This window comes from Rhodopirellula islandica (assembly GCF_001027925.1).
GTDB classification, from domain to species: Bacteria; Planctomycetota; Planctomycetia; order Pirellulales; family Pirellulaceae; genus Rhodopirellula; species Rhodopirellula islandica.
On record NZ_LECT01000015.1, the window covers coordinates 43,737 to 58,387 of the forward strand.

Genomic DNA, 14,651 nt, shown 5'->3' on the forward strand with positions numbered 1-14,651 from the left:
AGGAAAAGACGCGATTTCCGGGCCAAAGTGATGGTTCGGTCGTCCGAAGAGCCCGTCCAGCCGAGATTTCTCAGCCCCGGTCGCTGAGCAATCGCTCACGAGCCAACCGCAACCGCTCGGAAACGTCCGCCAGGTCGCTCCCAACGGCCGACAAATGCCCCATTTTCCGACCAGCTCTCGCGGCGTGCTTGCCATAAAGATGCAACGCCACACCGGGTGTATCGAGACACGCCCCCCAGTTTGGTAGCGTCTCGCGAGCCTCCGCGGCTTCCCAGATGTCGCCCAGCAGATTCAACATGCTGGCCGCAGGAACCACCATCGAAGTATCGCCCAGAGGCAGCCCGCAAATCGCGCGCACGTGCTGCTCAAACTGGCTGGTCGCACAAGCTTCGATCGTCACGTGCCCCGAATTGTGAGGCCTCGGCGCGACCTCATTGACGATCAATTCGTCGGGGGTCACAAACAATTCCACACACAACAACCCCACCAATCCCAAGTGCTCCGCCACCCGCGTCGCGATTTCGCGTGCCTGCAATTGCAGCTCTGGGGAAACGTTGGCAGGCAGTTTGGTTTCGTCGAGAATGTGGTTTTGATGGTCATTTTCGAACACCGGAAACGTCTCGACTCGCTGATCGAGCGTCCGAGCCACGATCACCGAAGCCTCCCGCTCAAACAACACCAATGCCTCGGCCACCCAAGGCGGTTGGCCATCGTCGCCGCTTTCCGCTCCCTCCCACTGGACCAACGCGGCCTCATCGGGTGAATTCAAACGATGCTGACCTTTGCCGTCGTAACCGCTGCGACACGTCTTGACGATGATTGGCCATCCCAACGACTCGCCCGCAGCAATCGCGGATTCCCGGTCATAGACGGGCTCAAACCCAGCGACCGGAATTCCAGCTTCACGCAGAGTCGTTTTCTCGATCCAACGGTCTTGGGCCATCGCCAACACCGAGGCATCCGGGTAGGTCGGTGCGTGTTTGCTGCACGCGGCGATGGTGTCCGCGGGAATGTTCTCAAACTCCAACGTGATCACATCGCATCGCTTTGCGAACGCTTCGATGGCGGAATGATCGGTCAGTGGCCCGCAAACCGTGAACGCTGCCACCTCGGCGGCCGGCTCATCGCTGCTGCCGCAAAAGACGCCCACCCGATATCCCATTCGAGCCGCGGCCATGGCGAACATTCGCCCCAACTGACCGCCACCAACCATGCCGATCGTGGCTCCGGGAAGGATGACGTGCTCGGAACCAGAGGCTGGATCGATTTTGGATGCTTGACGATCGCTCATGGAAGCTCGGCCGATGCGATCACGTCGTCACGCTGCTTTGCCACGAATGCTTCCAGACGTTCACGCAGACCATCGTCGTGGGTCGCCAAAATGCGAGCGGCCATCACCCCCGCGTTCTTGGCTCCCGCAACACCGATCGACATCGTGGCCACCGGGATGCCGCCCGGCATCTGGACGATCGAAAGCAACGAATCCAGTCCCTGCAGGGCCCGGCTTTGAATCGGCACGCCAATCACTGGCAACACCGTTTCGGACGCGACCATGCCTGGCAAGTGAGCGGCTCCCCCCGCCCCGGCGATGATCACTTTCAGCCCGCGAGAAGCAGCCGAACGAGCGTACTCGAACATCCTTTCCGGCGTGCGGTGAGCAGATACGACCGAGCGTTCATGCTCGACCCCAAGTCGATCCAGCATTTCACAGGCCGCCGACATGGTCTCCCAGTCATTGCGACTGCCCATGATCACACCCACGCGCGGAGCAGACGGGTGAGAAACCGCGGAATCGTCTTGGTCGGTCATCAGGTACTCTGAAGATGGATCATTTGGAACAATCGGGTGACGGTGAATCAGATCGCGGCGGAGAGCAACAATCAATCCTCCCCCTGGTCAGCCCGTCATCATCCCCGGGTTATACCGCAACGACTCGCCACAATGAATTGCCCCTGTTCCGCCCCATCCTTCTTCGTGTGGATCACTCATGACATCGCCACCATTTGATCGGACGCCTCGGGACGATTTCGATTCGGAGGGACCACTGCCCGTTCGGCTGATGCACCACGACGCCCGCTGGAAACAAGAATTCGAGCAGACCCGCAGCAGCCTCCTGCAATCCTGCCAAGGCCACGTGACCCAAATCGACCACGTCGGCAGCACCGCCATCCCAGGCCTGATCGCTCAACCGGTCATCGATGTGGTGGCTCTGGTGACCAATCTTTCCAGCCTCGACGCGGCCGCGCTGCACATCGAAGGGCTCAACTATCGAGTCGTGGACTCTCCCGATTGGCTCGATCACTCACTTGTGTTGCAAAAGCCTCGGCATGGAGCCCCAACTCATCAAGTCTTCCTGATCACCAACGACCATCCCGCCCACCGGCGATTGATTCGACTGCGGGACTTCTTGCGAGCCAATCCAGAGGAAGCGGTGCGATTCGAAAGCACCAAAGTCGACCGCTGGAAACAGAGCGGCGGAGTTTCCGAACGATACGAACGAGACAAAGCGATCTACTTTGCCCATCTCGAAGACCAAATCTCCGGCTCCTAAGTAGGTCAGCTGGAACGATCGGGCAAAACCATGTGAGCCGTTTGGGCGTTCGCCTGGACTGCGCAATCTTTGGCGTTGTGAAGCACTGTTGCGTGAGTTCTCATCCTGGTAGGGATTCAAGACGGTAGCCGTCGGTAAGCGATCGCGCCACCGACGGACCTGTAGCCTCCACCTTCCCGTTCCGCCTCCCGCCGTGGCCATCGGCCATCGGCGGGAGGCGGATTGTTTGGGGGTGCGTTTGTTTTCCGGTGGTGCGCTGCGTTGCAGCGACCACCGGCTACCATCTGAAATCCCTAACGGGATGAAAACAGGCCGAATACTGAAAGGCCCCTGCCGACCTGCTTCGCACCCCGGCTCTCTACAACCGACGAAGCCCATCTTCGGTCATCGCGTTGGGAATCTCGACTTCGACGGCATCGATTCGCGCCAGCGTTTCAGCGTCGAGAATCATGTCGTCCGCCAACAAGATCTCTTTCAATTGCTCGACCGACGTGGCTCCCACAATCGTCGACGCGACGAAGTCATGTTGCTTGCTCCACGCGACTGACAACGCCGTTCCCGTCGTGCCAATCGATTCAGCGATCTCATGCATCCGAACCGCGGTTTCAATCGTGCGGTCGTTGACGAATCGCTGAGCCATGGCTTTCTGGCGGTCGTTCCCGGTTTGCAAGTACTCCGAGAAACGACCTCCCGGTGGCGGCCCGTTTTCGTACTTGCCCGTCAGGACACCGCCCCCCAGCGGCGAGTAAGGCAGCAGACTCACGTTCTCACGACGACAAACCTGAGCCAGTTCGTTTTCACAGCGACGGTTGATCAAGCTGAAATTGTTCTGGACCGTTTGATAGCGATCGACGCCGTGCACGTCCGCCGCCCAAAGACTCTTCATCAGCCCCCAAGACGTCTCGTTGCTGCAGCCAATCACGCGGACTTTTCCAGTGCGACGCAGATGTGTCAGTGACTCCAGGACTTCCTCGTAAGGCATGCCGTGATCGGGCCAGTGAATCTGGTACAGATCGATCGTCTCCACCCCCAAACGACGCAGCGAGTCTTCACAGGCCCGAATGATTTGATGACGATCCAGCGTGGTGCGGCCGTGGCGAACCGGTGGCGTGAACCATCCGTGGCCGGGCCCCGTCACTTTGGTAGCGACCGTCACGCAGTCCCGAGGTTTTGTCTTCAACCAACGACCGAAGATCTCTTCGGTGACGCCGTAGGTTTCCTCCTTCGGAGGCACGGGATAAATCTCGGCTGCATCAAAGAAATTGATCCCCGCATCAAACGCATGATCGCATATCGCGTGGCTCTGGGCTTCGTCACACGCACTTCCAAACGTCATCGTTCCCATGCAAATGTCCGAAACGACAATTCCGCTGCTTCCTAAACGACGCTGTTGCACGACGGATCCACCAAGAGAAAATTGGGTTACACTGTTCGGTCTTTCGAAGGCTCGGTCTTCGACGGCGGAAGTTTTAGCCCAAACCGCATTGGAATCCCACCACCTGCCCGTTCGTCGTCGAAACCCGCCTGCCGAATCCTCCCCGGATCGCTTCCCTCCCTCTTCCGACCGTATTCCCGCCAAATCCCCACCTCGCCGAACCGAAAACACATGAACCAGTCCCACGGGCATGCCCGCCCGCCTTTCGATTCACAGACGCCTCCCGCCTCGCTGAACGCCCACTCAAGACCGGTGAACGCCCAGTGGTTTCGCATCCCCCCGATTGCCTTGGTGCTGCTCCTGGCGATCCAGCCATCCAGCATGCTCGCGGCGGAAGAGAACTACACCTGGTCGGCTGACTCGAACCCCCAAGCGGGTGTTCCTCAAGGCAAAGTCACCCAGCATGAGTTTTCCAACAGCAAAGTTTTCGAAGGCACCCAGCGTCGATACAGCGTCTACGTGCCGGCCCAATACGACGGGTCAAAGCCCGCCGCTTTGATGGTCTTCCAAGACGGCCACACGTTCCAAGGCCCCGGCGGCGACTTTCGCCTTCCCACCGTGTTTGACAACCTGATCGCGGCAGGCGACATGCCCGTCACGATCGCCGTGATGGTCGACCCCGGTCACAAAGGCGAACTGCCACCCAAACGTGGCTGGAGCCCCACGCCATCCAACCGAGCGTTTGAATACGACACCGTCTCGGGTGACTACGCCGAGTTCTTGCTGACTGAACTGCTGCCGGTGATCCAAGAGCAATACAAAATCACCGACAATCCCGAACTGCGAGCCATCTGTGGCAACAGCTCCGGTGGCATCTGTGCATTCTCAGTCGCCTGGTTCCGACCTGAATCGTTTCGAAAAGTCATGTCGCACATCGGCAGCTTCGTCAACATTCGTGGCGGAGATCACTACCCCGCCATGATCCGCAAAACCGATCCCAAACCCATCCGAGTCTTCTTGCAAGACGGCAGCGGCGACCTGGACAACCGGCACGGCAACTGGCCCCTGGCCAACCAGCAAATGGCGGCGGCTCTGGCCTTCCAGGAATACGACTACAAGTTTGTCTACGGCGAAGGTGGCCACAACGGAAAGCACGGGGGCTCGATCTTCCCCGACTCGTTGCGGTGGCTGTGGCGCGGATGGAAAGAGTTGACGCCGTGACCGAACATGACATTTCCTTCGAAGTCAAATTTGTTCATCGCCTGAGACAAACCGACGACGTCTCTCAAGCCGACTTCCCGGTGCTGGAATCAGTCCTGCACAGCGAACAAAGTGAAAGCTCCCCGCCGAAGGTTCTGTTCTGCTTGGACAGCAACCTCGAGAGCGGCGAATTCGCCACCGCATTGATCGCACAAATGCGAACCAGCGACCGAATGCGATTGGTTCGCGAACCGATGATCGTGCCCGGTGGTGAATCCTGCAAAAACTCCGAGCACACCCTTCGGGACCTGCTCGCTGCAATCAACTCGCACGACCTGGATCGCCGCAGCTACATCATCGTTGCCGGCGGCGGTGCCGTCCTGGACGCGGTCGGATTCGCTGCCGCCATCGCTCACCGAGGCGTGCGTTTGATCCGGTTGCCCTCGACCACGCTCGCGCAAGCGGATTCCGGCGTCGGCGTGAAGAACGCGATCAACTACTTCGAAAAGAAGAATTGGATCGGCAGCTTCGCGGTGCCCTGGGCCGTCTTCAATGACACCGCCATCCTGAAGACGCTTCCCGATCGCGACTTCCGATCGGGTTTGACCGAAGCCGTCAAAGTCGCCTTGCTGAAAGACGCTGCCTTCTTCGACTTCCTGCGAAAATCTGCCAATCAACTTCGCCGGCGAGTCGTCGATGTCTCCCAGGAAGCGATCGCGCGTTCCTGCCAATTGCACCTGGATCACATCACCGCAGGAGGCGACCCCTTCGAAGCCCTCGAAGCTCGCCCGCTCGACTTTGGACACTGGTCCGCTCACCGCATGGAACCGATGTCCAACTACGCCCTTCGTCACGGCGAAGCGGTTGGCATCGGTGTGGCTCTCGACACGCTGTATTCAGCCCGAAAATTCGGCTTCCCCACGCCGTTGGCTCACGCGGTCTGCCGAACCCTTGCTGACCTGGGCACGCCGCTCTGGTGCGACCAACTCGACACGCCCGACGACGTCCTGCAAGGCCTGGAAGAGTTCCGCCAACACCTCGGTGGTCGCTTGACCGTGACCATGCTGAAGAACCCAGGCGAAGCCATCAACGTGCACGAGATCGACCTTCCGGTCATGAAATCCTGCATCGACGAACTGCGCGAAATTGCCAAACCACAAACCGCTTGACCAACTGCGACGAGACGACCGATGAAAGCCCTGGCGATTGTCTTCCTGGTTCTGCTGGTCAACGTTGCTCACGCGCAACAGCCAGCCAATGACGAAGTCCATGGTGGCGTCTCAACGCAAACCCCTGCGATCCTCTGCACCGACCAATCCGACAACCGCATCCGACTGGTCGATCCATTCGCGAAAGATGCTGACCTCTGGACCTACCCAGCGTCCAAAGCCCCGCCAAGCGAATACATCCCGACGGATGCGAAGCGAGTCGAAATCGACGGGGAGGTCTTCATCCTCGCCGCTTACCACGGACGCGTTCGACTGGTGCGTTTCCGAGATTCAAAGTTGATCAAAGACTACCCAAGCTACAGCAGTTGCCACTCCGCTGAACTCCTTCCAGACGGCTCGATTGCCACCGTCAACAGCAACCATGGCATGCTCCGCCTGCATCACTCAGCCGATGATTTCGTCGACACTGAATTGCCCTACGCCCACGGTGTGACCTGGGACAAAAAACGCGAATGCCTGTGGGTTCTCGGCGACCGACTCTATCGGTTTCGATACCGAGACCGGAGACTCTCGCTCGACCAGTCATTTGACTTGCCAACGTCGCCAACCGGCCATGACCTGTTCCCGTTGCGAACGGAACCCAAGCTTTTGGTCAGCAACAACGACGCGTTGTATTGGTTTGACATCGAAACCGAAGCCTTCAAACCGTTATCAGACCTCCAGTGGATCAAGAGCGCCAGCCAACACGCCGATGGCTCGATCTGGGTCAGTGATCCGCAACGAACCGAAATCGGCACTTCCTGGCAAAGCGACTCCGTCATCCCCGTGCAGCCAACCGGTGCCAACCAACGACACACCATCGCTGGCTCAAAGTTCTACAAGGCCCGCTGGTGGCAAGACGTCAACTTCAGCTACTAAGCAGGTCGGCAGGAATGATCGAGCAAAACCATGTGAGCCGTTTGGGCGTTAGCCCCGGTTGCACGTGGGAGCAACGACGCTACCCAAAGGGGTCCAAATGCGGAAAGACTTCTGCCGAGCTTCTTAACACAAGTGGCATTGGCTTCCAGTCTGTGATTGCACGGAACACAAGATAGAAGCCTCACCATTTCAATCCGACACTTCTTCTTCGCCTATTGCGAAGCAGGTCGGCAGGAATGATCGAGCAAAACCATGTGAGCCGTTTGGGCGTTCGCCCCGGTTGCACGAGAGAGCAACAACGCTCCCCCAAACAGTCCAAATGCGGAAAGACTTCTGCCGAGCTTCTTAAGCGTCGCCGATCAATCCGTGTCGTTTGAAAGCACGCGACTGCAAAGCGATTCTCGGTGATGCCATTCATGGTCCATCCCACGCATCAGTAGCGCGTTGTCAAACGCAACGGAACCCTCGGGGAAGACGGCTTGGTCATCGAAGAACGACGACTGAACGCTCGTGACAGCGAGGGGCTGAACACGCCAGTTGGCCGCCCGAAGCTCCAACCCGTCGAACTGCGCGGCCTCACTGGCGGGCGAGTACCCAAGGGAACCAGCCTCGAAGAACTGCGAACACTCCGCGACGCTGGCAAAGACAGAATGCTCTGGCAATCCGTCCGCCGTCCGTCCTTCCACAGCAACGTGAGCAGTCCCGTCAACACTGTCCATTGCGATGTGATATTCCTCATCCGTTTCCCGGACCATGAAACGTGCCCGATGGTGGACGCCAGGGAAAACACGACCACCTGCAACCGCGTTCAAAATGGAAGAGGTGTCCCGCCGGGGAATATACACGCCAGTCTGCGTGACTCCGTCGATGTCCCATTCAACGGCGATGCGGTGAGCCGCGTTCTCAGAGGAGATCCCGAGAAACGAAGGCCAACGTTTCGGTCGGATATGCTTGAGGCGAATCAGGCAGATGCCTGCGATGCCGAACCCACCGACGGCCTGCGGGCGGAACGGGGACGGGCAAACGCGGGACAGCACGTCGAGGTCAACTCGAAAATTGACCAGCACACGCCGATCAATCAGTCCTCGAATTGTTGGAATTCGCATTCAGAGTGCCTCACGATTGATGGATCGATTATGAAAGGAACCGCAACGTCGTTCCCAGATTAACTTGCAACGGCAAACGGATGCCTCATATCCAGCCATCCCCCCAACCGCGACCAACGAGATGAACGAACGCCCCGAATCCCCCACCCCCGTCGCCGAGCAGCGAAGGCGATCGCGGACTGGCAGCAGATGGATCATGACCGAAGCGATTGACAATTGCCCCCCCGAAACACTCTCCAACGAAGACACCCACCGCGTACGATCAGCCAAGAGGTGTGTTCAACGCAGCCAATTCCTGGGGAATACCAATCGCACACCAAGCCCCCCTCGACCAGCCCGAACCTTCGATCTCGGCAGGTCGCTCAACGGGGTTTTGTGCGGCCGTCAGATCACAGCAGCCCAAAGACACATGACCACCAGAGACGCGGCAGGCAAAGCACGACGGCGAGAACAACCGCACCACCCCGCGCAACATCAAAGTGCAGCGGAACGAGAGCGCAAGTCAACGCGAGTGGCAAAAAGCCGACTGCGACGTCGAGAATCTCTTTGCGTTCCATTTGGTTACTCCGCACAACGGCAGTCTTTGACAACACCGCCCTGAACGAGGCGAGTGATGCCTGAGCCACGAGAACGGCTACCAATGCCAGCGCCCGGTACCATACAAACGAAGGTGTGCCGCAGGCCTAACACAAAAACCATGTGATGTGACCGCGACCATGGGTCGAGCATTGGCTTCGGTCAGTGGTTAGCAGCGTTTGACGGCAGGATCACGTCACAATAGTCAAGCAGCTTGTCGCCGCGATCGTCAAGGCAGATATCAGGCTTGGGCAAGAAACCGGTGAAGCAGTCGGCGATCCCGAGCGACGTGGCAACATCACGTGAGTAGTCACCGCCACCGCGAGACCAGCAGTAAAGCGTGTGCCCGGCGGCATGCATCCGACGAACAAAGTCCACACTGGCGGGCATCGGAATCTGCGTGGTGCCAACAGTGCGGATCAACGTGTCATCAACGTCGATGTAGATTACGCGTTTACGATCCAACGAGCGCCTCGGTCATACAACAGGTAGAACAACCTTCGCCGCCGTGAACGAAGGAGACGACGTTGAACAACGATGGATTCTAATACGCCAGCCCACGTTGCGAAACAGGGAAGGAGATCGTGCACCGCCATTGCAGATGTTCTATGTTGGCGGATCCTCCAGGCCTACCTCGACTGGGGCATCCGGCGATTCCGAATACGTCAATTCCAAGTCAAAGCCATCGGCTGATAGTTTTACATCGACCCAGACTGGACGGTCACAATTCCATGAACCAATGGAGGGGAAAGTTGCATTGACCAATTGAAACGTCCCAGATGTGACAGCATTTTCAACGCCGGCAAGTGATGCCAATTCAGCCACCAGGCCGGGGACAACGCTGACAGGTGGCGGAACCACCTCGAAGGTCTCTGTGGCGTTTGTCGCGTGGAGCATTCCATCTCCGTCGTCGCAGATATACTTCAGGTGAGTCACGCGTTCCTTGATTGATTCGGCCAAAAGATAGTGAACCAGAAGCCGCGAGGGATTCGCCATCGTTTGAGTCTGCCAACGGAAGGTTTTTACGACACCGCCATAAACGAAGCGAGCGAGTCTGGATCACGATGGATTGTACCAATGCCAACGCACGTTGCCAAAGAGCGAAGGTGTGCCGCAAGACTAGCGTAAAAACCATGCTAAGCAGGTCGGCAGGAATGATCGGGCATCACCATGTGAGCCGTTTGGGCGTTAGCCCCGGTTGGACGTGGAAGCAACCACGCTTGCCAAGAGATTTCAAACGCCGAAAGACTCCTGCCGACCTGCTTAGGTGACGCTGAACTACGTTGAAGGTCTCAGCAGCGAGATGCCCCGATCAGACTCCCATTTGTGAAGATGTTTCGCTACCAACAGCCGATCGGACTGCGAATGCTGGTCGTCGAGTTGAAATTGAAGGAGCACGTTTGCAAATGATTCGTCGAAGTCAAAGTGCGGCAACCATTCCGCGGCGTTGACGGCCCAAAAGCCAGAGAAGCGGAACGCAAGTTGAACGACCGCAAAGAACGGAAATGTGTCAACGAGCGCCGCGGGCAGTGCGGCGTCCGCAAGTCGGGAGGCGATCAAACCGCGGGCCGTCGGATAGTCGCCACCGTACCCCGGTTGGACGAGTGGAAGTATCCAAGGGGGAAGACGATCGACGGAAAGAGAAACTGGGGAATCATGCTGAATGAACCAATCGGTCCCGGACACACCGACGACGATGGCGGAACCACCAGCGTTCGTGAACAACGGAGGCAACCACGCGATATTGCGTTCTCCATTGCTCATAGACTGCGTCCCCCAACGGAAGGTTTTTACGTCGCCGTCCTCAACGAAGCGGACGACTTGGAAGTGCCGAACAGTGTACCAAATCGAGGGCCGTTGGAATCACAGCCAAGGCGATGGCGGCGTTGCCAACGGGAAGGCATCATTGAAGCGAACGACGTGACCCGCCGAACGATGCTCTAGAGACGAAGCCGCGACCCAGCTTAAAAACCATGTCAGGCGACTGTTCAGCATCGAAGCCGAGAGCCCGCGCGGGATTAGTGTTCAATTAGCGCAGATTAGTGTTCAGCGCAGCCCGGCTTTTTCAGGAACACTAATCAGCGCTAATCGCACACTAATAGGCCCCCTCGGACCGCTCGAACCCCCGACCTCGGCAGGTCGCCTAACGGATTGTTTTTACGCCACCGCCCCAAACGAAGTTGACGACTTGGAAGTGTCGAACAGTGTACCAAATCGAGCGCCGTTGAAATCACAGCCAAGGCGATCGCGGCGTTGCCAACGGGACGGCATCATCGAAGCGAACGAGCGCCGTGTCCCAAGTGACGTTCCAAGGGTCGGGTGGTGGTTTGTCGCCGGCCATTTGTAAACGGCAGGTCGCCCAGCGGAAGGCCTTTACGACACCTCCCCTGAACGAGGCGAGCGATGCTTGAACTACGATAATTGTACCAAAGCTATCGCCACCGGGCCAACGAGCGAAGGCGTGCCGCAGGCCTAGCGTAAACACCATGTTGTGCGGAAAATGAAGCGGTGTTAATCGTCGGTGAATTTTATTGTGACCTGCGCGCCGTCCGGCAAGTCTTTGATTTGCTGGTGAAGCTCGGCGTTGAGTCCAAAGTGTTCGTTGATGGGTATTACGATCGAGTTGGCCACAGCGCAGTTGCCACCTAGAACAGGATTGCGAAGGTATCCATAGCAGTAGCCGGATTTCAGCGGTTTGCCCGCCGCGACAAGGGCATCAATTAGTGAGATCATGAGCCACTCGCTAGCGTTGTCATCAACGTCCAGCAGGTCGCAGAAGTGATCGCGTGAATCAGCGACACGTTCAAAAGTGCCGCCACCAACGCCAAGCATGTGGACTCTGTCGTCGTCCAATACGGCGAAAACGTCACCGAAGCGATTGACGAGCCACACGGTAAGGGTTTCAGGGAGAAGCCAGTGCCACGGAGCGAGAACGGTCGGCCAGTCGACGTCAGAGCGATCGAGTAGATAGTCGTCGATTTACACGGATGGCTTTGCCGCACAACGGAAGGTTCTTACGACACCGCCCTGAACGAAGCGAACGATGCCTGAACTACGAGAGATTGCACCAATGCCATCCCGCGTGACCAACCAAGGAAGGTATGCCGAAGGCCTAGCGTAAACACCATGTTGGCGGTCACTGGGTTGCCGATCGGCCTGCCCAGTATCCGGGACGCTGACGCTCGTGCGCAATTGCGACGATTTCAATGCGGACATCGGTCACTCGGAAGACGATGAAGAACGGAAACCTTTTCATCAAGTATCTCTGCGTACCGAAAGGGGCGCAGGCCAAGCCTGTGGACTGCGCGCAATGACCCGGCGTGATCGCTCAAGTTCAGCCGCGAAATCTTCGGCTAGTTCTGGACGCACCTCGAAATACCGATCATGAGCGGCGAGCACCTCAGCATTAGCATCGGGATGAAACCAAAACGGAAGATCATCCACTGCGGCGTTGTCGCATTTCTGACATCACGTCATCCCATGGCCGCAATTCCGCTGTGCCACTGTCGATGGACTCAATGCGTCGCTGGATTTCAGCCGCCCAAGCAGCGTCAGCCTGCGGGTCATCGGCAGGGTCAAGGCTCCTGAGCAGCGACGCCGCCAGAGTCGCACGGTCAGACTCTGGCATACCGAGCGCAGTAGCCAGCAGTTGTTGTGATTGTGTGTCCATATTTCCATTGTAGCGTCCCTGAGACGCTAATCCATACTTGTGACCGCCAACGGAAGTTTTTCACGACACCGCCCTGAACGAAGCGAGCGATGACTGAACTACGAAAGATTCTACCACCAGTGGGAGGCTTGAACAAACGACAGCGGTGTGCCGAAGGCCTAGCGTAAAAACCATGTTAGGCGACCGGTTACTGGAGATAGCCCTCAATCTTCATTGCACCGTGAAATACCCCGAGTATCTCAACACGGTCTTCGCTGACGACGAGGTATGGTATTCGGTAGTGACCGTAAAGAATCTCGCGAACTTCACGGTCTGTAATCGGCATGTAGCGTCCGCCCAATCGAGGGAACGTTCGCAACAATTGAATCTTCGCGTATATTCCACGCGCAACGTCCGATGCGGCGGTCGGATTGTCCTCTGCGATATGTTCGTGAATCTTCTCGAGCCAAGTAGCCGATTCGTGAGTCTAGACTATTTCTGCCACGATTCGATCCTCTGCTTGACTTCGTCATCGGAGATGACGTTGCCAGCGTCGGAATCTGCCAGGCCTCGGTCAACCATTCGGGCATACGCAAGTTCGCGTAGGATCTCGTCGTAGCTACTGTCGTCGGGTTGTTGTGCGATGAGGTCAGCCATCGCCTGTTTAACGGTGGACATTTGGGTTTCCTTGCGGGTAGGTCGGCTAACGGAAGGCTTTTACGACACCGCCCTAAACGAAGCGAACGATGTCTGAATTACCGGAAATTGTACCAAGGCCAGCCCGCGTCGCCAAAGATGGAAGGTGTGCCGAAGGACCAGCGTAAAAACCATGTTAGAAGACCGTCGCGTCGCCACTACGGTTTCCATGCTGGCAGCCATTGTTCGGCGTCTTGTTTCGTTGTGGATAGTGAGTATGAGTAGAGGCCATCCGCGCGGAGGGAAAGGACATTGCCATCAGGCTGGTACAGCATCCATTGCTCACTGTCGGCGTCGTAGGGGGATGTAGATAACGCACCACCCAGATCAAACGTGAATTTGGAATTAGCTTGGGAATCTGCGGAGAATGCAGTCAAAGCCTGCCCGTCCAACGAACGTACGGCGTCATCTATCCCTGCGTCATCATCCTCGGAAGTGCCAACGGGTTGACCGTCGTTGAGAATTGACCAACTGCAGCAATAGACCCAAAGATGCCAGTCACCTCGAATTGTTACGTGCCGCCGTGCAAGCAGGTCGCGAACATTCGCCGACGCTTCAGGCTTGGGATCGCGTGGTTCGCGGATTTCGAGATGCGGTTCGCCAAATTCGAGCGTCACGAATGATCCGTACCCACGTTTGACCTGCCAACACGGGCGACCAATGAGTGGAGAAAAGCAACGGTCAAAAATTGGGTCTAACGGCATCCTGTCAATTCGGTGAGGTCGTCTAACGGAAGGTTTTTACGACACCGCCATAAACGAAGCGGTGGAGTTTGAATCACGAACGGCTAACGATACGCCAGCCCCGCTTGAAGTGCAAAGGAAGGTGTGCCCGGAGGGCCTCGCGTAAAAACCATGTTACGCGACCGTCAGCTCCTCGAGATTAGGCCCACATCGGCGAGGACGTCAAAGGCCGAATCTACAGATTCGTCATCGAGGTCGGGAAGTGCAAGGATGTCGGCCGCCATGAGAACGTAGGCATCGGGAAGCGGCTTGTGCCGCAAGAGGTAAGCGAGCCGTTCGTCGTAGCCGAGCGAGCCGATCCAGTCCCAGAAGTCGCAAACATAGCCTTCGCCGTCGCCCATCCGCCAACCGAGGTCGCCGGCGGGCATGTCGGGAAAACGCAGCCAAGGCGGTTGCATGTCGCGAGGTGTCACGATTGATCCGCCATTCGGTAGGTCGCGTAACGGGGTTCTGGACGACAGGGTGTCGTCTATGCTTGGAAGTGGGGGAGAACGGGTGTTGATTTTAGCTGAATGGGGCTCGGTCTGCAGCACTTGCGCGACCGCGTGAGGGTGCTGTGACGCGGGGTTGCATTTGCTGCTTCCGAGGCGCGGGTGCAAAAGACGGTGTTTTTCACTCTGAATTCAGGTGGCAATCACACCTTCCCCTCTCGCAGACAAGACGAACGT

At 57.6% G+C, this 14,651-nt stretch carries 17 protein-coding genes; 4 read left to right on the top strand and 13 right to left on the bottom strand.

Annotated features, from left to right (window positions below):
- Window positions 1–70: 70 nt before the first annotated feature.
- Complete coding sequence (locus tag RISK_RS05930; RefSeq protein ID WP_047813360.1) at window positions 71–1,291, bottom strand: 5-(carboxyamino)imidazole ribonucleotide synthase; 1,221 nt, start codon at window positions 1,289–1,291, stop codon at window positions 71–73.
- Window positions 1,288–1,809 (bottom strand): 5-(carboxyamino)imidazole ribonucleotide mutase, encoded by a 522-nt coding sequence (purE, locus tag RISK_RS05935; protein WP_047813361.1) that lies wholly within the window; start codon window positions 1,807–1,809, stop codon window positions 1,288–1,290. The genes RISK_RS05930 and purE overlap by 4 nt, the downstream gene beginning before the upstream one ends.
- Before the next feature lie 178 nt (window positions 1,810–1,987).
- Here purE and RISK_RS05940 point away from each other — a divergent pair, with 178 nt between their 5' ends.
- Complete coding sequence (locus RISK_RS05940) at window positions 1,988–2,551, top strand: GrpB family protein (RefSeq protein ID WP_047813362.1); 564 nt, start codon at window positions 1,988–1,990, stop codon at window positions 2,549–2,551.
- Window positions 2,552–2,909: 358 nt separating this feature from the next.
- On the opposite strand, the gene RISK_RS05945 is transcribed toward RISK_RS05940, so the two are convergent.
- Entirely contained in the window at window positions 2,910–3,947 is a 1,038-nt protein-coding gene (locus tag RISK_RS05945) for an aldo/keto reductase (protein WP_047813363.1), read from the bottom strand.
- A gap of 360 nt (window positions 3,948–4,307) precedes the next feature.
- On the opposite strand from RISK_RS05945, the gene RISK_RS05955 reads away from it, so the two are divergent.
- Genes RISK_RS05955 through RISK_RS05965 form a run of 3 tightly spaced genes read left to right on the top strand, consistent with a single transcriptional unit; the run spans window position 4,308 to window position 7,213 of the window.
- Window positions 4,308–5,147 carry an alpha/beta hydrolase gene (locus RISK_RS05955; protein ID WP_390173924.1) on the top strand — a complete coding sequence of 280 codons (840 nt, stop codon included), beginning with the start codon at window positions 4,308–4,310 and terminating at the stop codon, window positions 5,145–5,147.
- Window positions 5,144–6,295, top strand: a complete 1,152-nt coding sequence (locus RISK_RS05960; protein ID WP_053061073.1) for a 3-dehydroquinate synthase — start codon at window positions 5,144–5,146, stop codon at window positions 6,293–6,295. The genes RISK_RS05955 and RISK_RS05960 overlap by 4 nt, the downstream gene beginning before the upstream one ends.
- Window positions 6,296–6,316: 21 nt before the next feature.
- The gene (locus RISK_RS05965; RefSeq protein ID WP_047813364.1) at window positions 6,317–7,213 is read left to right on the top strand and encodes a DUF6528 family protein; all 897 of its coding nucleotides are present in this window, start codon (window positions 6,317–6,319) and stop codon (window positions 7,211–7,213) included.
- Between the two features lie 359 nt (window positions 7,214–7,572).
- Here RISK_RS05965 and RISK_RS05970 read toward each other — a convergent pair whose 3' ends face one another.
- From RISK_RS05970 to RISK_RS06025, 10 genes are all read right to left on the bottom strand, one after another.
- Entirely contained in the window at window positions 7,573–8,319 is a 747-nt protein-coding gene (locus RISK_RS05970; RefSeq protein WP_047813365.1) for a DUF2071 domain-containing protein, read from the bottom strand.
- Between the two features lie 738 nt (window positions 8,320–9,057).
- Window positions 9,058–9,360, bottom strand: coding sequence for a hypothetical protein (locus tag RISK_RS05985; protein ID WP_047813368.1), 303 nt, complete (start codon window positions 9,358–9,360; stop codon window positions 9,058–9,060).
- A 141-nt stretch (window positions 9,361–9,501) separates the two neighbouring features.
- The gene (locus RISK_RS05990; protein ID WP_150122497.1) at window positions 9,502–9,792 is read right to left on the bottom strand and encodes a hypothetical protein; all 291 of its coding nucleotides are present in this window, start codon (window positions 9,790–9,792) and stop codon (window positions 9,502–9,504) included.
- Between the two features lie 381 nt (window positions 9,793–10,173).
- Complete coding sequence (locus tag RISK_RS05995; protein WP_047813370.1) at window positions 10,174–10,659, bottom strand: hypothetical protein; 486 nt, start codon at window positions 10,657–10,659, stop codon at window positions 10,174–10,176.
- Between the two features lie 747 nt (window positions 10,660–11,406).
- Complete coding sequence (locus RISK_RS06000) at window positions 11,407–11,787, bottom strand: T6SS immunity protein Tdi1 domain-containing protein (protein WP_150122498.1); 381 nt, start codon at window positions 11,785–11,787, stop codon at window positions 11,407–11,409.
- Window positions 11,788–12,331: 544 nt separating this feature from the next.
- Complete coding sequence (locus tag RISK_RS06005; protein ID WP_047813371.1) at window positions 12,332–12,565, bottom strand: addiction module protein; 234 nt, start codon at window positions 12,563–12,565, stop codon at window positions 12,332–12,334.
- A 187-nt stretch (window positions 12,566–12,752) separates the two neighbouring features.
- The gene (locus tag RISK_RS33525) at window positions 12,753–13,001 is read right to left on the bottom strand and encodes a type II toxin-antitoxin system RelE/ParE family toxin (RefSeq protein WP_201778933.1); all 249 of its coding nucleotides are present in this window, start codon (window positions 12,999–13,001) and stop codon (window positions 12,753–12,755) included.
- Between the two features lie 35 nt (window positions 13,002–13,036).
- Window positions 13,037–13,222, bottom strand: a complete 186-nt coding sequence (locus RISK_RS06015; protein ID WP_047813372.1) for a hypothetical protein — start codon at window positions 13,220–13,222, stop codon at window positions 13,037–13,039.
- 176 nt (window positions 13,223–13,398) lie between these two features.
- Window positions 13,399–13,857 (bottom strand): hypothetical protein, encoded by a 459-nt coding sequence (locus RISK_RS32120; RefSeq protein ID WP_160311402.1) that lies wholly within the window; start codon window positions 13,855–13,857, stop codon window positions 13,399–13,401.
- 251 nt (window positions 13,858–14,108) lie between these two features.
- Entirely contained in the window at window positions 14,109–14,396 is a 288-nt protein-coding gene (locus tag RISK_RS06025; protein ID WP_047813374.1) for a hypothetical protein, read from the bottom strand.
- Between the last annotated feature and the right edge of the window lie 255 nt (window positions 14,397–14,651).

What these genes read in the sequence shown, in the direction of transcription:
- RISK_RS05930 (WP_047813360.1), bottom strand. Translation starts at nt 1,291, where the DNA reads ATGAGCGATCGTCAAGCATCCAAAATCGATCCAGCCTCTGGTTCCGAG.
- purE (WP_047813361.1), bottom strand. Translation starts at nt 1,809, where the DNA reads ATGACCGACCAAGACGATTCCGCGGTTTCTCACCCGTCTGCTCCGCGC.
- RISK_RS05940 (WP_047813362.1), top strand. Translation starts at nt 1,988, where the DNA reads ATGACATCGCCACCATTTGATCGGACGCCTCGGGACGATTTCGATTCG.
- RISK_RS05955 (WP_390173924.1), top strand. Translation starts at nt 4,308, where the DNA reads ATGCTCGCGGCGGAAGAGAACTACACCTGGTCGGCTGACTCGAACCCC.
- RISK_RS05965 (WP_047813364.1), top strand. Translation starts at nt 6,317, where the DNA reads ATGAAAGCCCTGGCGATTGTCTTCCTGGTTCTGCTGGTCAACGTTGCT.
- RISK_RS05970 (WP_047813365.1), bottom strand. Translation starts at nt 8,319, where the DNA reads ATGCGAATTCCAACAATTCGAGGACTGATTGATCGGCGTGTGCTGGTC.
- RISK_RS05990 (WP_150122497.1), bottom strand. Translation starts at nt 9,792, where the DNA reads ATGCTCCACGCGACAAACGCCACAGAGACCTTCGAGGTGGTTCCGCCA.
- RISK_RS05995 (WP_047813370.1), bottom strand. Translation starts at nt 10,659, where the DNA reads ATGAGCAATGGAGAACGCAATATCGCGTGGTTGCCTCCGTTGTTCACG.
- RISK_RS06005 (WP_047813371.1), bottom strand. Translation starts at nt 12,565, where the DNA reads ATGGACACACAATCACAACAACTGCTGGCTACTGCGCTCGGTATGCCA.
- RISK_RS06015 (WP_047813372.1), bottom strand. Translation starts at nt 13,222, where the DNA reads ATGTCCACCGTTAAACAGGCGATGGCTGACCTCATCGCACAACAACCC.